An 18,721-nucleotide genomic window follows, 5' to 3' on the forward strand; every position below is an offset into this window, starting at 1 on the left:
AATCCTATGAAGAAATTTCTCATTGCCATTACCCTTATTTCTCTTAACGGATGTAGCTTGCCTAAAGTTACCAGCTTTACAATTGAACCCACGGTAAGACAGCAGGTTTATTCAGATAAAAAAGGCTCCCCCGACGCTATTCCTTTCGGTTGTCAGACCGATCACACAGGACTTGGTGCGCCTTATTTTGAGGACTTAGCGTTCGATGAGGCACATATCGGCTATCAAAGTCTTGAACTTCCACGAGGCGTTCGCCCCAGATGCCGATTTGATTATGCAATGGAACATCAAGCTGTCTACTATTTCAACCTTGAAGACTATATATACACAAATTTGGCAACAACCCATCCTGACACTGGGGAATTAACAGGTGGATTGATAACGACCGACTACGTTTTTGATCCTGAAAATGAGTTTTGTTCGAGCACTCCGACAACACAAATATCAGGAGTTATGACCAATGGCTTTTATTTATCCGAAGAACCAAGCCCCGGTACTCCCCATCGCGCCATAAAGGGACCACCAGTTGACCTTGATGGTGAACTCATTCCCTTCCCCGAGATTAACAGGCAACGGGCCTCACTAGATCCCGCAATTATCACGGCGGGTTCGGGGCATATCAACATCGCGCTGACCGAAAGGCAGATTGAACACGTACAAGATATGCTGGATAGATCAACCTTAAACTTACGCCTGAACGTCTTATTTCTTGGCCCAGAAAATCCTAACTGGAGACAAAACCACCATTGCTTAAGTCGTATCAATAATACCCGGCTGGTGCTATTTTTTGGATCAGAGACTGAATAGTCCCTCTTTTGAAGCCAACAGCGGTCCGCGGTGTTATCACTTATTATTTATTGACATTGCCTTGCTCGAACACCTGAATATAGTAAATAGTTTAATAATAACCGACCTCGCCATTTCCATATCAATAAGAGCTATTATTTGGGAAATGAATACATACCAGGGCCCCAGAAATGGCAATTAAACAAGTACTCATCAACCTTCTTCTCCTTCTTACATTCCCGCATGTCTGTATCTCGGTATGGATCAGCGAACGCATCCCCCCAGCCTTAAGTGCCGTTATCGCCGCCAGTTTTGCTCTACTGCTCGGATATCTGGTCTTCTTCGATAAACCAGATATCTATTATCAACTAACCGAGTTTTGGCTCTTGGTCCTCACTGCCTACCTCGCCCTCCCCGGACTTTTTTTTCTTGCCCGAGGATTTGATAAGGACTGAGACTGCTTAAGAAGCGCGTCTATAAATTGCCTGCCTTCGCTTTAGTGCTGACAATTCAGGCGCTTTACGCACCTTAGACGCTCCGGTCGTCACCCCAACACCAAGTTGTTTATTCTCATCATCCTGCTGAGGGTAAAGAGTTTGTGCTGCTGTCTCGTAGATGGATTTTGGAAAATAAGTACCAACAGGATCACTCCCTTTGGCAGAACGTCTTTGATTAACATTATCTTGTGCTCTTTGAGCTAAATCAGATTCTGTAGTGAATCCTCCATAACCTGAACCGCCAATATTTACCCCCCCTCCATTTAATTTTTCATCGAAAAAATCGGCCGTTTTATATGCTTTCGCAAGGCCCGAAACCGGGCTGACGCCATAACTAAGAAACCCTGCCACCATATCAGGCACAGAGAAATTCTCCATTGTTCCAGCCTGACCAAATGTTTCTTCTTCTGTACTATATGTTCCATATGAGTTTATCCCTGCAAGAGCAAAGGATCCAACCCGTTCGAATGCAGATCGAACTGGATTATTTTTTGCGAAAAATTCTCGCGCCCTCTTTTGTTGGACTTTTGGGGTTGCGGAAAGAGCCCTTAAAACATCTAGCTGAACTTGAGAAGCCTTTTCGCTTCTGGCAACTCCAATGCCCGCAGCTCCTCTCGTGGCTGCGTTATATGCACTTTGCATTGCAGGAGAGTGCATTCCTCCTAAGGTTGGATGTGCATCTACAAAGCTTTGAGTTGGCGTCTTTGATCCGACAAATACACCTCTCTGGTTCAAACTAAGGTCGTGAACTTTAACCGTTTTCCCATTACTCTGTACTTCGACTAGTCCACCTTGTTCTTCTTCATCTCCCAAAGCACCATCATATGTTTCGGCGCTAAGACCAACTGAATTAGCAGCAGCTTGTCGTGCTGCCCTATTCAGACCTCCAATCCCTGTTCCCTTTGGTCCAGAATAGGTATTCCCACGCCTATTTACACCGTTAGATTCAGCATTCCCTCCTTCGCGACCTTGTGGATTTCCATCATTTATTTGTCCTGAAGCATTATTGTTCTGTGTACTTTTGCTTCCCTTTTTGCCACGTGCTCCACCACGCCGACCAGGCCCCCGGCTCTGGTTCTGCCCGCCACTACGTTCGCTAGTTCCCCCTCCGCCGAAACTACCTCTATCGGTTGCTCGATCTCTAGATCTTGCCATGTCAAAAACTCCTTATGGGTGATTAATTGTATTATTGATCCCTCTTTAAGGGCGATACATCGACGTTATACAGTTTGTTTGTACGGTATTTTATTGCCGTCGAAGGGACTTGTTTCTTATAAAACTGGCACTGCTATAAGGTAGGATCAGTCAACTATTTTTCGAACATCAGAAGGTGCGAATTCTTACAAAATTAGAGACCAAACGGATGCTGATTACCTCTCGGGCCCTGTCTTGTCTGATGCCGAAATTGATAAAATGGTATTAGCAAGTTCCCTAACCCGGGCTTGACTGGCCCCTACCCCCCCGGCTCATAATCAGAGATAGCGGTATCCATATCTCCCATATCATCCTCTGACCATTTAGAGATTGTCTCAGCGAATGTAAGCGCGAGTGCATCCGCTACATCCGGTGAGTGTAACCCCCTCTTTTTCATGTCCTCTTTGCGCTCAAGCTGTAGTCTGTTCTTAGCATCGAAACCGTATTCAATAGCTGTGAGATCGGTTTCTAACTCCTGGTCGTCGTCTGGAATATCGCCACCCTTGAGCCAGTCACGCATTTTGCCCCACATCTCGGCGCGCTTGTTGAGATAGGTTTTTTGGTCCTGCGCGCGAGACCCGGCGTTAACATCGATCACAGCATGTCCAAGCTGGTGCAACCTATCGACGACACCGCCACCGACACCAACACCATCGACCAGCACCCCATCTGGGCGGTATTGCTGCATCGTTTCGACAACGAAACCGGCGAGCGCCATGGTATCCACCCGATATTTTCTTATCTCTAATACCTTACGCCCCTGACGGATCAGAATGACCGATTGATCATCACCAAACCTCGCGACATCAACACCGATAACGATCGGCTGGTTTGTTTGTGGTGGCAGGAGGTTGTTTTTGGCTTCGGTAACGATTTGGTTTGAAATAAACTGGGTTGATCCCGCGCGTGGAAAAACACCGCGTACCCTAACCCGGACGAAGTCACTGTCTTCGCCATAGTCTTCAACCCACTGTGCCATCAAACCAGCGTTGGTCCCCTCAACCTTACGGCTGTCAATCTGTTGGGCCTGCCAACGATGACGTAAACGGTTAAAGCACTCATAAAACCGACCTGAATTTCGGGTCGGATTACCAAAGACAAAGCGCATCGGTTCTCCATCGGTTAGGCCGCCATCACTGACCTCCCAAATCTTGTCCGGTACTGCCGAGGCTTCATCAAACAGATAAAATGGCGTTGAATTTGCGGCGTGTAGTCCGGCAAAACTCTCTGAATTTTCCTCACGACAGGTCTGAGCATCACAGCGCCAACTCTCGGGATGACGCTTATGGACCAAGGACATGTTACCTTTGCTTGCACTGTACGAAAACCAATGCCCGGTGAGGCAACGTCTGTGCCACTTACCGAGCTCAGCCCAGGTTTTTGTGCGCAGTTGATCGCCAGTATTTGAAGTCACCACTCCCTTGGCAAAAGGCCGGGTAGAGAGAATGAATAGGATCAACCAGGCAGATAGTGCAGATTTACCAATTCCATGCCCCGATGCTGTGGCAAGATCCATGGGGGCCACCGGATGTACACCATCAAAATTTCGAGTTTTAATCAGTGCGCCAAGCCCCGCGAGATAGTTACGCTGCCAATCCCGCGGCCCCTTAAAATCAACGAGATCCCCCTGCCCCCAGTCAAAAGCCCACAGCACAAAACCCAAGGGGTCTGCATAAAATTGCGCGCAGTCCTCTGCAATGTCCAAATCAACTACATGGGTCATTTAACGCCTCAAGTCTGATTATATTATTAGGATAATATTCGAAGGAGAACGCGAAGTTAAAATTTACCGATCACCCAGTCGTTTACGCCCTCTCAAAAGGCGATCGACCAATTCACTTTCGATGCCCATTTCGACCTTTTCCTTAAAGGCCTGAACCGACACGTGCTTACCAATGAGTTCCAGTGCCTTCCCTGCACCACTGTGTTGGAATTTGTATTCTCCATCGGCGTCTGCCACGGGACTTCGCTGCATACAACGCTCGAAAAGCTCAACAGCGCCTTTCAATACATAATCGGCATCAATCTTCAAACGTTCTGAACGCTCCACTTGCGCCTGATTGATTGCCGCACGCACAACAGGTTTATTCAACACACGACTTGCGGTTTGCTTAACTGAGTTTGGGCTATATCCCGCACGGATCGCTGCCTGGGTTGCATTTAGATCAATAAGATATTCTTCGACAAAACGACGTTGTTTAACCGTGAGTTTGCCATCTTGATTTAGCGCGCTCATATACTGCCCAATAAATATTATTATTTGAAAATAGGGCTTAAACTGATGAGAGAACCCCACCACATCTTATATCGGGGGAAGAGTGCCCACAATTCATCATAAAGACTGGGAACATCGTAAACCTTGTCTTATTCATGATTTAAAATGCGCGGTGGTTTACGCTTTGTTTTTGTCAACTTCTTCGCTTTACGCAAACGTTTTCGTCTATTTGCAACGGGATCAAGTCTCACAAAGATTAAGATGATCGAACTGATAAAAAAACCAAACAAAACGAGAGAAAGCTGAAGCCAGTAAAAATAATTTATTCGTTCAATATGTTCATTTATCTCTTTATCTAGCTGTAACAATTCAATTTGCATGATTTCTTTGGCAAATACATTGAAAGAAATCAGATTGGAAACCATTTCAGAATAAAGAATTATTGCTGGGCTATCACCTTTCAGCTTGGCCTCATCCAAAAGCGGAAAAATCCCAGTTGAACTTGGTAACGTTGTGTTTTTAGGAAAGGCTAACTCAATTTTTTCAACGGCACTATTAAAACCCATTTGGGATGAGCGCCAAAAAAGTAAAATTGTATCGCAACTCGTTTTGATATCTTCCGTTAAAAAAAGCTGATAACGTTGCGTTCCGAGCTCCCTGACCCCCTTATCATATGCTTTCCAAGCCATGATCCAGGGATCTTTTTGAAGAGGTTTTCCCCGCTCTCCCCGAAGCAAGGATTTGGTCAGACGCGATAGGTCGCGATATTGTTCGCTCACACCTTTTATCGTGCCATTTAAATATGTTAGCTCTGACTTTAGTGCAATGTAGCCAAAAACCTCAAATGAAATAGTAAGGGCAACCGCAACAATAAAAGACTTATGATATCGCCGCATAAGACTCATTACTTGAACTCGCTCATGATATCGTCGGGAACTTCTTCATGTTGGATCTCGCGCCAGCGAATTACGAGACTGGTTTTGTCAACTTTTTCAGCCCTAACGGTTGTCAATGCGGGGGTTGGTTCTCCAAGTTTTGCCAATACAGCTACCCGTACCAGGGCTGTTCCAATATCATAGGGATAGTCGACAACAAACCCGCCAACATTTCCCTCATTTACCATGTCTTTTGAAAGTTCCTCGTCAAAATTCATTGTAAAGAGTTTGGTCTTTTTATTATTAAGCTTTCTTAACCCCGCTAAACTCCCTTTGGCCACGGCTGCCCAGGGAACATATATTGCATCGACATCAGGATAAGACTTCAATATATCCAGAGTTTTTGTTTCCGCATCTTCTATTGAATTAATGCCTTCACGCGCTACTACTTTGATACTTGGATAACGGTGTTCCAATACTGTTTCCAGGGCTTTATCACGTTGATTGGTGACAAAATCAGGTGACGCATGATAAAGAACGGCTACTTTCCCGCCCCCCTTAATATTACTTGCGATCATCTCCGCAGCATAACGGCCCATCTGGAACAGGTCATCCGTCACAACACCCGCATAATCTTTAGGGTGATTGAGCCCCGCGGGAAGGTTATTTAGGATGGCAACAGATGTGTTCCGCTCACTTGCCAATTTAAAATAATACGACAATGCATCTTGATTAAGTGGTAGAGTGATCAGAATATCAGGCTCTTGTAGCAAGGCCTTAATCAATTGTAATCGTTCGATATATGGATCATTCCCCGCATCGGAAAGATAGATGAGGTCAATATCCAAATTAGCCAATTCATGCTTTAGCCCTTTGACAAGTACCCGGCTGTAATCTGACTTGGTATCATGCAGCACCACTGCGGCTTTTAACCCCATCTTCCGCACAGACTTTATTTGGGAGTCAATGAGGTAAAGAACATCGGAAGTAACAGGGGTTTCTGCCCTTGGACCAACAGTGGACAGCTGGATGAGCTCAGGAAGAGGTCGCGGCTCTTCTCTAATTATAAAAACTCCCAGGCTGGCAAGGCCCAACATACTGAACAAGCCAACCGCAAAAATCGGCGTCCACTTATCCATCATCATTATCCACGTTAGATCGACCAAATTTAGAGTAATCTAAATATGTTAACAGATACATTATATAAATTACGGGATACAAGCTATTGCTGGATACCTCTAAAACCTTCATTTATTTTGGCCTGTTGATAGAAACCCAGATAGCTCATATCTATATCATTTATGGCAAGTGGTTTACATAATAGAAACTTCCTTGAGACAAACTGATGTCAATGTGATCAAGGTAAGTTACCATCGGCGCAGATGTATTCTCGTAGGAGTTCGTACTTGAAGAAGTTCATCCAAATTTGTCTTTGTCTCGCCACAGGGCTTACTTTCTCTTCCCTAACGAGGGCTGGAGATCTTCCTTCTGTCGCCTTGTTTGAATCATTTCCAGAAGTTTACCGCGTTGACAATGGCCCCTATCAAGGCACCCTAATCGATACATTTAAGGTACTGGAAGAAGGGATGGGCATAGAACTGGAAAGGCAAATCACTTCGTGGCCCCGGATTATGGAATATCTTGGTACGGATAAATACGACTTCACATTTATCTTCAAAGTACCAGCGTTTGAAGATAAAGTTCACTACCTTGGTAAACTTGGTTGTTTAGCGGATATTATCGTTCCTCATCAAGGCGTAGAGATCAACTCTGTCGAGGATATTGCCGGTAAAAACGTGGCTTTTATAAAGAACGGTGGTTTTGCCAAAGCAAATATAAACAACCCGACTTTTATAAAAAGTCCGGCCCCTGATTCTCCCACAATGATGCGGTTGCTCGCAAATGGTCGTGTCGATGCCATCGTTATACATTCAGGCCACTATTACCGTCTCTTGAACTCACATGAACCCCGTCCAGGCATGCCTGGGGATTGGCGTACAAAGTTTGGCTTTCCCGTCGTTTTCCAAACCTACGAGGTCCACCTAACCTTGTCCAAAAACTCCCCTCATCAAAACCTTATTCCAAAGGCAAAAGTCGCAATAAAAAAGCAACTTGAAAATAATGCCTGGGCCCAAGCTTTGGAAAACCACGGCATGTCCTTTTGGCCTTGCCCTGAAGATTAATGCTTCCTGGTCCCAATCATAAAAAAATTGATTTTTTTTAAAAAATAAAGCTACCAGGGTCTTATCCTTTGGCTGAGTTTACGCTAAAAGAAATCCTGATTATGTACTGGTAAAGGGTTTCAAGTTGTCGACAATTATTATTACGGAAAAAACGTCTCAAAAAAGGGACGTTCAAGCGGCAGTCGGCAGTAATTACGGACGAATTTTTCCTGCAGAGGGGCATTTACTTAGCCTCGAAGAACCTCAAAAAGTTCAAAGCAGCTGGGGAAAATGGTCTTTTGATCTTCTCAAGCCAGATGACTTTTACCCAACCTGTCCTGCTCCAGATGCTTCGCCCTCATCAAAGGGGAAATTACAAGCCATTGCAGATGCCCTGAAGTCCGCCACGCGGGTTATCCTCGCAACCGATTGTGACCGCGAAGGTCAATTAATCGGTGAAGAAATCCTGAGACACTACAAGTTTAAAGGCGTTGTTGAGCGGGCAATGTTTACTGCTCAAGATGAAAAAACCCTCAAACAAGCCTTTGCCAATCTGGAACCCAACGAAAAGTACTTTAATCTGGGTCAAGCGGCCGTGGTCCGCCAACAGTCAGATCAGGTTTATAATCTATCACTTACACGAGCAGCAACAGTTGCCTTGAAACAACCTGGCCAATATGGCGCAATTGGGATTGGCCGGGTCAAGACCCCGACCATGGCTATCGTTTGCATGCGCGAATTGGAAATTCTGGATTTCAATCCGCAGGATTATTACCACCTCGTCGCGACAGCTACTGTTGATGCTCAAAACCAAGACCAAATTCAAGTTGGAGAGAATAAGCTTCAACTCGACCTCCGTCACGCGCCCAGAGAAAAGATCCTTGATCTTGATAAAGCAGAACAAATCCGCGCGGCGGTTGAGGGCTTCCAAGGCCCGTTAAAAGCTGAAAAGAAGATCAAACGCACCAAGCCCCCGCGCCTGCTCGATCTACCAGAATTACAAAAAATTTGTGCCCGCCGTTGGGGTTGGAGTGCGGATAAAACCCTCAACATTGCCCAAGAACTTTATGACGGTGAAGGCAAGAAGATCCAAACATATCCTCGTGCGGAATCCCGCTACCTTGCGGAAAACCAAATTGAAGATATCGGGGAAATCATTCAGGGTCTAACCAAACTTGATCAATATCAAAATCCGGAATTAACTCAGGCACTATCAAAACCAGAAGTTCGAAAGGGCAAATCAGGACACTTTTCTGATGCTGGACTAAAGGGCGTATCTCACCATGCGATCGTGCCAAATAAAAACACCATGGATAAGATAGAGGTTATCTATCCTCGCCTGACGCCCGATGAACAACGCATGTTCGATCTCGTAGCCAGTTCCTACCTTGCCATCCTCATGCCAGATTTTGTCTATGAATCCACCAACATCTCCATGGCGGTGCCGATTACCCTGGCTGAAGAAAAAGAAAAAATCCTCGACTTTAAGGTTACGGGTAACATCCCCAAAGAACAGGGATGGAAAGCAGTTTACACCGACGAAATGGAGAAAAAGGAAGATCACGCAGGCGAACTTCCTCCCATAAATGACGGCGATCTAGCAACTCTCATGCCTGTTACTACCGATACAAAAAAAACCAAGGCACCGCCGCGGTACAACGAAGGTACTCTCATTGACGCTATGCAGAATTCATGGCGTTTTGTTGATGACAGGGACCTGAAAGAACGCTTAAAAGAGGCCAAGGGCATTGGTACACCTGCGACACGTGCCGCCGTGATTACCGGCCTCAAATTACAAAATTTCCTTACCCAAAGTGGAAAGCACATCGTCCCCACTGACGCCGGACTGACATTGTACAAGACGCTAAAAACCGCAGCACCCGAACTTGTTGATCCCGGCGTAACTGCGCTGTGGGAAATGCACCTCGACGATGTCTTGGAAGGGAAGCAGAGCGCGCGACAAGTCTGGGACAATATCGGCGATGATACCGCCCGCCTTATCGGCATTTTAAAAACCAACGGCTCAACCGCTCCCAAAATCCACACGGGAGTTGCCATGCCCAAAGGTGCTGGCAAGGGCAAACCCACCGATAAAATGAAAGATACAGCGAAGTCCATTGCCGCAAATAAGGGCTTAAAACTCCCCAAAGGTTACACTTCTGATTTTAATATCTGTCGTGAGTTTTTGGACGAACACCTCGGAGGTAAGGGCCCTAGCCCAGAACGCGTTCTTGCTAATATAGAAACCCAGCTTGTTGCTATGATTAAAGGGTTGGGAGCAAAAGCTGCCAAGCAACTGATCGAAGCTTACACAACAGACACCCTTAAGGTTATCGAGCAAACCCCTGAAAAGCTTGAAACTCTCGATGGCTTGCCCAAGGGTAAATTGAAGCTGATTCAAGAGTGGGCAACTGAACGTAAAATCAGTCAGGAAATTCAAGATTTCCTTCACGACCATGGCATTGATCCCGCTCGGTCTTTTCGTTTTTATCAAGCTTATGCCGGTGAAACGATCTCAAAACTAAAAGAAAATCCCTATTGCATAGTTCGTGATATTCGTGGCCTGCCTTTTAGCATTGCTGACAACCTCGCCCACCGTTTAGGCTTACCAGCTGATAGCCTTCTTCGCGCCCGTGCAGCTCTCTTTCACGCATTAACACAATCGGTAGACTACCGGGAAAAAGATAGCCTATTAGGCATGCTTAACAAACGCTTGGATCTTGCCCCGGAGCTATTGGCAGAAGCGTTAGAAATTGAACAGGAAGATAAACAACTCCACAAAGTTAAACGCAAAGATTCTGAAGGCACAACCCAAGAGCACTTGATAATTCGTCCTCTCTGGCAAGCAGAAAATAAAATTCTCAAACGCTTAAAATCAATGCAAGAAGATGTGCCTGCTTGGTCAAGTATTGAGGCTGACAAAGCCATCGCCTGGGTCGTGGACCGTGAAGGTATAAGCCTGACACAACAACAAGCCCAGGCGGTTACAAAACTTTTCCAAAACCGTCTGTCCATCATCTCTGGAATTTCTGGCACGGGTAAATATCAAACTCTCAAAGCATTTTTAAAAATCCTGGGCGCCAAGGGGATAAACCTGTCTCTGACATCCCCCTCTTCAACAGAAACAAAAGGCCTCGCTAAAACGATTGAGCAAGAAGCCGTTTCACTTGCCAAACTGCTCGAATACAACCCAAAGACAAACAGTTATAAACGTACAGCCCGCAAGCCTTTGGATTGCCAGCTTCTCATTATTACCCACGCTCAGCTTTTGGACCGTCCCTTATTGCTCGCAGCCTTGGAAGCCTTACCAGATGATGCCGGATTAATACTACTCGATGACTACAAGCGTTGCCCAATGCCTGGAACCGGGCGGGTACTTAAAGAGATTATCAAGACACTTGATATCCCCCCAATCAATCTGACAGAGATTTCTCAGGAAACCACCAACAGTAATCTTTTTGAAAATTGCCAACGACTTGCGAAACAACAACCTTTGGATCTCTCTCCAGTTAAAGAAGATAATGCTTCAGGGAAAAATGGAAGCTTTTATTTTGTCGAGGCCAATGATACCTCTGATATCCAACGTAAACTCGCCGAAATTTCCAAGAATAGAATTCCAAAAACATTCAAATTCGACAGTATACGCGACATTCAGGTTACCAGTTTGGCAAGTGGCGCCCTTAGCCCCATGGCATTAATTCCCCATCTACAACAATTATTAAATACATCACAAGATGGCCTTTTTGCTCATCGTTTTGAGTGTCGTTACCGCACGGGAGACAAGGTTATGCTGTTAGAGAACGACCTTGAACGTGATTTGCTCACGGGTGAAATTGGCATTATCAAAGACATAACTCGCGACGCACCAATAATGGGTAATGAAAACGCCAGTAAGCTAGATAGTGGCCGTGTCACCATTGATTTCTCAGGTAAAAGCCATGAATTTGATTTCGATGAACTAGATCGTCTGCCTCTCGCCTATGCCCTACATCCAACACGTTGCAAGGCGCAGCAAGGAAAGGCTGCCATCGTGGTTTTACCAAGCGAGACCGCAAAACAACCGACACATCAAGAAATCTATGACGCGATGTCTTCTGCCCAAGAACTGGTTATATTGATCGGCAAGAAATCTTCTACTAATTGTTCCCAATGAAAAAGCACGCCTATGTAAGATTATTAGATGAGGGCGTAGAGGTAAGAAGGCCCTGTGCGATCTGGGTTTTAGATGAATCAAACTGTATAATTCTTGCAGATTATTATGATTTTGGAGACCCCTTTGAAGTTTGGGAATTCAAACCCGGACAATTGGCAACTTACCAAAATAAGGAAGGAACTTTGTTCCTTAGCCAGTTAAAGCTTGTAACAAGATGCGTGATGTAAAGAACACAAAACCCAGAGCCTATCTCATTCTGGCATGTGACTGTCAGTCTGTTAAATCTGCCGAGATAATACGTTCTTTTGGGAACACAAGGGTCACGCGAGTGCCGAGTTCTGGTTGGCTTTCGATTGTTATCGTGCCGCCATGAATTTCCATCATCCGTTTGGCCAAAGGAAGGCCGAGGCCTGTACCCTTTGTATTGTCATCGTAAGCATTCTTGACCATACCAAAGGGTGTCAAGGCAACCATCACACCAGCATCATCCATGCCGATACCAGTGTCAGTTACTGCCAGGCAGAAACGTCCCTTTTCGTCCATCAGTTTTGAAATACGAATGGTACCGTTTTCGGGCGTGAACTTAACTGCGTTGCTCAAGAGGTTAACCACGACCTGCTTCACCAGCCGCTCGTCTGCAAATATTAACGGGCCATCATCTCCGACATTGTTTTCGATGTTTACAAGAGATTCCTCCGCCTGTAGTCGGACCATTTGGATGGCATCGTTTAAAATCTCAGGAAAGTGGAACTTACTTTCGCTAATGGTAAGTTGACCCGCTTCAATCGATGAGACATCAAGAATATCATTAATAATATCAAGTAAATGCTGCCCAGATTGAGTGATATCATTACTGTATTCTAAATATTTTTTGTTACCTAAAGGCCCCAGTGTTTGAAGTTTCATTATTTGCGAAAACCCAATGATCGCATTTAAAGGCGTTCTTAATTCATGGCTCATAGATGCCAAAAAATTACTTTTTGCTTGATTTGATGATTCTGCCTGCTGTCTAAGATCATAAAGGGTATCAACTTGCAATGAGACGGCCTTGAATATAAACCAAATCAAAATAAGGAAAATCAAGACACTAAAGACACTGATCAAAGAGACAGTAACCCACATTCCAGATAATTTTGCCACAGACTGCTGGCTAATTTCTTTTTGTCGGTCCTGCTCCAATTTGACAAACTCCGACCAGTCACGATCAAGACTGGCCATATTGCGAACGAGATCATCACGTAGGTCTAGATTTCGATCCTTTAACTCTAAATAATCCCTGATCAAGGTATATAAACCACCAGGACGAACATGTATTGTTTGATGCTGTTCATCAATAATATGGCCGACCCCAAAAAGATAACCTTTCAGAACTTCAATTTCCGATAACCAATCAACAGTATTAATCCCTTCCCCCTGTTTCAAACCTTTTAATCCGCGTTCAAGGCGATCTAAACTTGGTTTTAATTTATTATCTTTGATATCTGATAGGTGATCATAGTTCGGTTCCCCGGATAGCACTTCAACAAGACGTTGAATATCGGCAAATTCGGTTAATAGAATTCCGACATTTCCCTTTAATAACTCTTTGTGCTGCTTAATAATCTCTTCGGTAAGACCAACAACATCATCTAAAATCTCGCGCGGATACCCCGTCCTTTAGGTCGGGGAGGAAGCGCGGCCTTTCTTTACGTTGCCACCGATTGGTGGTAGATTGCGTTTGAAACAGTGATAACCAAGCTGTTTCGCTTTTACCCAAACGGCGGTGGAACACACCGTTGCTGGACGTGGAGGGTAGCACTGGCTCCCCTGTGAAGCGTCAACCTGACGGGCTAACCGCCCCGAAAATCCCCTGCTTTCAAGCGGGGGAAGGTGTTAACACCACCAGCGCGCTGGTACCTCTTGATGTTCAACGTCATTTTCAAACGATCATTACCAACAATCCCACCGATCATTGTATGAATGATTGTCAATTGTCGTCGAACTTTATTTAACGTGAAATCCCGCCCCAGATCGGCCTGAATTTGATCATTCCTCCCTCTCCAATTTTCAGAAGAGATCAAGAGGCTCAAGAGCTGGTTTACGCCCTGACTGAGTGAAGCGATAAGCTCTTCACTCGTTTCATTGGTATAAATGTTCAACTTTTCCAATGATTTTTGCAAACTTTGTATTGCTTTAACACCTTTGATTGGGTTTGTTTTTTCTCCTCTATCGAGTAAGAGCCTGATCTCAGTCGTACCCACTCGGAGTAAAAGGTTTATATTTGCAACTTTTTCGGCAAATACTTTTTCATCAACAGCTATCTTCGCAGATAGATCCCGTTGATTTACACTTCCCCAACCCAAAGATAAATTAACAACCAAGGACGTTAAAAGGCTGAGGCCAATCAAAGCCCACAGCATCCTTTTTATTTGTATAGCCTCCTGGTGAGCTTCCATCCTTAACCTATTGCCCTAACAAAGAAGAAATATCGGACCACTCAAAGGGAACAAATTCGCCATTTCGTAATACTGTAGGCCATACACGATGGCTCGCTTGGTGATTGTTTTCACCAAATCGCAATACATGGCCTGATCCTATAGAAAACTCCCCTAAGTCTTCGAGTGCATCAATTATATTTTCCCTGGATGGGGGACTTTCCAATCGCGATAAAGCCTTTATGAAAATTTCAGCAGCGATATACCCCTCAAGACTTCCGAAAGAAGGGCTTTTGCCAAGAGCGTAAGTTTCCATGTCCTTTTGGTAATTATTGACCAATGGCAAAGACCTATCCTCAGGATGGGGCACAACCTGTGTCACGATAACCCCATCATATTCGGCACCTAATTCACGAGCGAGAGGTTCAGAACCAACAAAAGAAACATTTATAAATAAAGCATCAAGACCAGCATCACGGGCGAGTTTGATAAAGCGTGCCGAAGGAGCATAAGCACCAACCATCACAACAGCACGGGGAACGGGCTCGGCCAAAAGGATATCAGCCAGGCTCTTCTCCGCTTTGTTGAGTAGAAAAAGATGCCGACCTCCAAGTAACCTGTTGATATGTATGGTTTCTGATAACTTTACATAGAGCAGGTATATGACAATCAACATCTCGCAGCATATTTTAGGCCTCAAAGGGCAACGTGTAAATGAAATTAAACTGGATGACGGCGGTGTTAAGATTGTCATTCACTGCAGCCGAGACGCGCGTAGGAGGGCTATAGACCCTGCTACAGGCCAGAAGGGAAGCATCAACCAGCATGTCCGCCGACAAGTAAACGACATCCCCCTTTTTGGGTATCCTTGTGTGGTCGAGATTGAGCTGGCGCAGGTTTATATTAACAAGGGCGAACGCCGCATTGAGGGGTGTGATTTTGTTGATAAAGGGTGCCGTTTCACTCACCGATTTTGCCGACTGATCAGTGGATTATGTCGGCATATGTCTATTCAAGCGGTTTCCAGACATTTGGATATACGATGGGAAACGGTCAAGAATATCGACAGGGCATACCTTATTGAAACTCTCCCTACGCTTGATCCTGCAGAGCTAACTGGCTTGGAATATATTGGTGTAGATGAAGTTGCCCGGGCGAAAGGTCATGACTACATGACGGTGGTCTACGATATGGTTGGCGGTCATCTGATCTGGGTTGAAGCAGGCCGAACTGCCGAGGTTTTTTCAAGGTTTTTGAAACAACTGCAACCAGATACAGCCTGCAAAATAAAGGCCGTAGCGATGGATATGGGGCCTGCCTACCAAAAGGCTGTCAGAGAGTCCTTGCCGTTGGCCGACATAGTATTTGACCGTTTCCACGTCATGAAAAACTACAGCAAAGCTATCCATAATCAGCGTCGACTTGAGTTCAGAAAGGCCGATCCAAGTGGTAAAGAGTTGATGAAAGGGACGCATTATCTGTTGCTCAAAAATGCGGATAAGTTGAGTGAAAAACAAAGTGACAAGCTGCAAAGGTTGCTGGAGAGCAATAGCAACCTGAATGCACTTTACGTCTTGAAAGAACAGCTTCAGCTGCTGTGGAGTGCCGCTTCATTTGAGGCGATGGCGGAGCAACTGGAACGTTGGTGCCTGATAGCAGATCAGTCACAGATGCTCTATCTAAAAAAGTTCGCGAAATCCCTACGGAAACATTGTGTGGGCATCTGCAACTACGCCAAACACAAGCTCACAAGCGCCAGGATAGAGGCTGGTAATGTCAGTATAGGAATGATCCGTAAGCGAGCCAGAGGCATCAAGGATACCGAATACTTCAAACTCAAAATTAGACAATCATCCATTCCAGATAATCAATCTATGCTCTATTTGAAATCCTAAATCTACTCAACAAAGCGGAGAAGAGCCCAAATTTTCAGAGTATCAACGAAAAGTTTAATTGACCAAAAATCCACAGATCATATTCCCGAACTTCTTAAAATTGTGAAATTCAACCACATCTGTATCACAGATCAAACAGGCCAAATATTTAACTTATCTATGTCCGCATCTGGTCCTGCATCTACTTTTCGACACATAGATGAAATGGGAAGGATATCTCCCCAGGTTCTGAAAAAGCTCGATGAAACAATAAAAAAAGCAAAAACAACCCCTAATCAAGTTATGTTTTCCCAGGCATTCCACGACGACCACGGCAAACCAGTGCTTTACCTTGTTAAAGCTGACTTGGATGGCTCACTTGCCTTTGGGGAGTTAGAAACAAATTACATAGTTGATATTGGGAACAAAATATCCTTTGGAAAGCAGGGACATGCTGCAATTGTAGACCACACAGGCAGCATACTTGCACATCCCAACGCCAAATGGCGTGCAGAGATAAAGGACATATCTTCGATTAAACCCGTTGCATTGATGATGAACAACCAAACAGGGGTTACGACCTTTTTCTCTCCTTCCATAAAAGAGGAAATGATCGCTGGCTACACAACTCTCCCCAAAGTTGGTTGGGGCATAATGATACCTCAGCCTGTTTCAGAATTAAATGAGCGGGCAAGCAATGTACGTATAGCCGTTCTTATAATTGCACTACTCGGTATTGTCGTTGCAGCATTGGTTAGTTGGTGGTTTGCGCGTTACTTATCATTACCCATGCTCGCAGTTGTAAAAGCTGCGGAGGATGTATCAGCCGGTAAGCTGAATGCACGGATCCCCTCATTTCACAACTTCGTTCTCAGGGAAGCAAGCGATCTGGTTCATTCATTTAATTCAATGGTCCACGAACTCGAAAAAGTAGAGCGCAGATTAAAAACAAGCGAGGAGCGTTTTCGAGAGTTCGCTTCAACGGCATCTGATTGGCTTTGGGAAATCGATATTGACGGGCGTATTGTTTGGGAATCTGCGAGTAAAAAGTCTGGATATCGCGGCCGAAAATTTACCGACATTCAAGGTATGACCCGCGAAGAGCTCGCAGGAGATCTTATGCTTGATGAAGAATGGATCCCTTACCGGGCAGCACTTCTTGAGCACCGTGAAATCAAAGATTTTGACTATAAATATCGTAACTCGGAGGGTAAGGTATTTCATGCCCGTATTAATGGAATTCCCTTATTTGATGCTCACGGAGCTTATATAGGACATCGAGGATCAGCGTCTGACATCACCAAAAGAAAAAATATCGAAGTCGCGTTGGAAAAAGCCAAAGATGACGCAGAAAAAGCAAATCAATCTAAATCCGAGTTTTTGGCAAACATGAGCCATGATCTTCGCACACCACTTAACGCCATTATTGGTTTCAGCGATATCATGCGACGTAAAACCTTTGGCGATCTTGGGCACTCAAAATATGATGAGTATGCTTGTGATATACACAACAGCGGTACTCTCCTCATTAGTTTGATAAATGATATACTCGACCTCTCAAAGATTGAAGCCCAAAAGTACGAACTTTCTGACGAACCTGTAGATTTAGCATCATTGATTAAAATGTCTTTCAGGCAGCTTCATTTAATGGCTGATGCTGCAGATCAACAGCTGATTATGGAGATTCCAGAGGCCTTTCCTCAATTAAGAGGAGACAAGAGAGCAATCATTCAAATTTTGAACAACCTTATTTCCAATGCCATAAAATACACTTCTGAGAGCGGTAAAATTCTCGTCAGTACGAGATTAAATAAAGAGAATTCAATTATCCTTTCCGTCAAAGATACCGGCTTGGGGATGTCAGAAATAGAACTAGAGCAAGCTCTCAAGGCTTTTGAACAAACGAACCGAATGCACCCGAGACGATACGAAGGCTCTGGCCTAGGCTTGTATCTTTGTATTTGTTTTATGAAATTATTTGAAGGTACTTTGGAAGTTGAAAGTGAGGTTGGCATAGGAACCACAATCACCTTAACCTTCCCAAGCAACAGGACCCTTATTGAAAATAAAATACTTGAATGCAATAACTCCTAAATCCAATCAGCTTTTTTGAGCAATCGAATACTTCTTAATGAAATATAACAAGGGTTCTTCCATTCCCTCCTATATAAAAAAATGTGCAACACAGTTCCCATTGTTGAACATGGCCTATAATCATCATCAATAATATAATCTGGAATTACAGCGTTAGAGGCCGGACTTACACGATCTAGCCATTAATGCGGTGATGAAAAACGTAACCCAAAACCATTAAAATTGTTTGTCCAGAAGACATCAGAATAAATAGCTATCCAGGCCATTCTCACAAGTCATAACCAATTTGACTTAAAATTCTCTGCCATGCCTCCAACCTTGATAGTGGCCGGGGGCATTGCAATAAAAATTGATAACAAACCTGCTCACGATTGGGTTTATATATGCTATTGTGATGATGAGGTTGGCATACCCAAAGTGATTATAAGAAAAGTTTTCGCCCCCATCTTCACCACCC

General features: G+C 44.6%; 14 protein-coding genes. 6 read left to right on the plus strand and 8 right to left on the minus strand.

Annotated features, from left to right (window positions below; all coding sequences use genetic code 11):
- The first annotated feature begins 6 nt into the window (after nt 1–6).
- Both ACOGW3_RS20590 and ACOGW3_RS20595 read left to right on the plus strand, forming a co-directional pair.
- Entirely contained in the window at nt 7–807 is an 801-nt protein-coding gene (locus tag ACOGW3_RS20590) for a hypothetical protein (RefSeq protein WP_419904664.1), read from the plus strand.
- Between the two features lie 170 nt (nt 808–977).
- Nucleotides 978–1,241: a hypothetical protein gene (locus ACOGW3_RS20595; protein WP_419904665.1), complete on the plus strand. Its 264-nt coding sequence runs from the start codon at nt 978–980 to the stop codon at nt 1,239–1,241.
- A 6-nt stretch (nt 1,242–1,247) separates the two neighbouring features.
- Here ACOGW3_RS20595 and ACOGW3_RS20600 read toward each other — a convergent pair whose 3' ends face one another.
- The 5 genes from ACOGW3_RS20600 to ACOGW3_RS20620 form a co-directional block, all read right to left on the minus strand.
- Nucleotides 1,248–2,438, minus strand: coding sequence for a hypothetical protein (locus tag ACOGW3_RS20600; protein ID WP_419904666.1), 1,191 nt, complete (start codon nt 2,436–2,438; stop codon nt 1,248–1,250).
- Between the two features lie 298 nt (nt 2,439–2,736).
- Nucleotides 2,737–4,200 carry a terminase gene (locus ACOGW3_RS20605; protein ID WP_419904667.1) on the minus strand — a complete coding sequence of 488 codons (1,464 nt, stop codon included), beginning with the start codon at nt 4,198–4,200 and terminating at the stop codon, nt 2,737–2,739.
- 63 nt (nt 4,201–4,263) lie between these two features.
- Nucleotides 4,264–4,713: a terminase small subunit gene (locus ACOGW3_RS20610; RefSeq protein ID WP_419904668.1), complete on the minus strand. Its 450-nt coding sequence runs from the start codon at nt 4,711–4,713 to the stop codon at nt 4,264–4,266.
- 128 nt (nt 4,714–4,841) lie between these two features.
- A complete protein-coding gene (locus ACOGW3_RS20615) occupies nt 4,842–5,588 on the minus strand; it encodes a hypothetical protein (RefSeq protein WP_419904669.1) in 747 nt (248 codons plus the stop codon).
- An 8-nt stretch (nt 5,589–5,596) separates the two neighbouring features.
- Nucleotides 5,597–6,706: a substrate-binding domain-containing protein gene (locus ACOGW3_RS20620; protein ID WP_419904670.1), complete on the minus strand. Its 1,110-nt coding sequence runs from the start codon at nt 6,704–6,706 to the stop codon at nt 5,597–5,599.
- Nucleotides 6,707–7,063: 357 nt separating this feature from the next.
- Between ACOGW3_RS20620 and ACOGW3_RS20625 the strand changes: the two genes are divergently transcribed.
- Nucleotides 7,064–7,750: a substrate-binding periplasmic protein gene (locus ACOGW3_RS20625; protein ID WP_419904671.1), complete on the plus strand. Its 687-nt coding sequence runs from the start codon at nt 7,064–7,066 to the stop codon at nt 7,748–7,750.
- 124 nt (nt 7,751–7,874) lie between these two features.
- Nucleotides 7,875–11,882, plus strand: a complete 4,008-nt coding sequence (locus ACOGW3_RS20630) for a DNA topoisomerase (protein ID WP_419904672.1) — start codon at nt 7,875–7,877, stop codon at nt 11,880–11,882.
- A 270-nt stretch (nt 11,883–12,152) separates the two neighbouring features.
- Here ACOGW3_RS20630 and ACOGW3_RS20635 read toward each other — a convergent pair whose 3' ends face one another.
- The 3 genes from ACOGW3_RS20635 to ACOGW3_RS20645 form a co-directional block, all read right to left on the minus strand.
- Nucleotides 12,153–13,304, minus strand: coding sequence for a sensor histidine kinase (locus ACOGW3_RS20635; protein WP_419904673.1), 1,152 nt, complete (start codon nt 13,302–13,304; stop codon nt 12,153–12,155).
- Nucleotides 13,305–13,711: 407 nt separating this feature from the next.
- On the minus strand, nt 13,712–14,317 hold the full coding sequence (locus tag ACOGW3_RS20640; protein ID WP_419904674.1) for a hypothetical protein: 606 nt from the start codon (nt 14,315–14,317) through the stop codon (nt 13,712–13,714).
- A 7-nt stretch (nt 14,318–14,324) separates the two neighbouring features.
- A complete protein-coding gene (locus ACOGW3_RS20645) occupies nt 14,325–14,972 on the minus strand; it encodes an ABC transporter substrate-binding protein (RefSeq protein ID WP_419904675.1) in 648 nt (215 codons plus the stop codon).
- On the opposite strand from ACOGW3_RS20645, the gene ACOGW3_RS20650 reads away from it, so the two are divergent.
- Together ACOGW3_RS20650 and ACOGW3_RS20655 are read left to right on the plus strand one after the other, a co-directional pair.
- Nucleotides 14,959–16,191 (plus strand): ISL3 family transposase, encoded by a 1,233-nt coding sequence (locus tag ACOGW3_RS20650; RefSeq protein WP_419901077.1) that lies wholly within the window; start codon nt 14,959–14,961, stop codon nt 16,189–16,191. The genes ACOGW3_RS20645 and ACOGW3_RS20650 overlap by 14 nt on opposite strands.
- Nucleotides 16,192–16,293: 102 nt before the next feature.
- On the plus strand, nt 16,294–18,264 hold the full coding sequence (locus ACOGW3_RS20655) for an ATP-binding protein (protein WP_419904676.1): 1,971 nt from the start codon (nt 16,294–16,296) through the stop codon (nt 18,262–18,264).
- Nucleotides 18,265–18,721: the final 457 nt, after the last annotated feature.

The organism is Kiloniella sp., from assembly GCF_965205715.1.
In the GTDB taxonomy this organism is placed as follows: domain Bacteria; phylum Pseudomonadota; class Alphaproteobacteria; order Kiloniellales; family Kiloniellaceae; genus Kiloniella.

Bases quoted from the DNA above. Each gene is read 5' to 3' on its own strand.
- ACOGW3_RS20590 (WP_419904664.1), top strand. From the start codon at position 7: ATGAAGAAATTTCTCATTGCCATTACCCTTATTTCTCTTAACGGATGT.
- ACOGW3_RS20595 (WP_419904665.1), top strand. From the start codon at position 978: ATGGCAATTAAACAAGTACTCATCAACCTTCTTCTCCTTCTTACATTC.
- ACOGW3_RS20600 (WP_419904666.1), bottom strand. From the start codon at position 2,438: ATGGCAAGATCTAGAGATCGAGCAACCGATAGAGGTAGTTTCGGCGGA.
- ACOGW3_RS20605 (WP_419904667.1), bottom strand. From the start codon at position 4,200: ATGACCCATGTAGTTGATTTGGACATTGCAGAGGACTGCGCGCAATTT.
- ACOGW3_RS20610 (WP_419904668.1), bottom strand. From the start codon at position 4,713: ATGAGCGCGCTAAATCAAGATGGCAAACTCACGGTTAAACAACGTCGT.
- ACOGW3_RS20615 (WP_419904669.1), bottom strand. From the start codon at position 5,588: ATGCGGCGATATCATAAGTCTTTTATTGTTGCGGTTGCCCTTACTATT.
- ACOGW3_RS20620 (WP_419904670.1), bottom strand. From the start codon at position 6,706: ATGGATAAGTGGACGCCGATTTTTGCGGTTGGCTTGTTCAGTATGTTG.
- ACOGW3_RS20640 (WP_419904674.1), bottom strand. From the start codon at position 14,317: ATGGAAGCTCACCAGGAGGCTATACAAATAAAAAGGATGCTGTGGGCT.
- ACOGW3_RS20650 (WP_419901077.1), top strand. From the start codon at position 14,959: ATGACAATCAACATCTCGCAGCATATTTTAGGCCTCAAAGGGCAACGT.
- ACOGW3_RS20645 (WP_419904675.1), bottom strand. From the start codon at position 14,972: ATGTTGATTGTCATATACCTGCTCTATGTAAAGTTATCAGAAACCATA.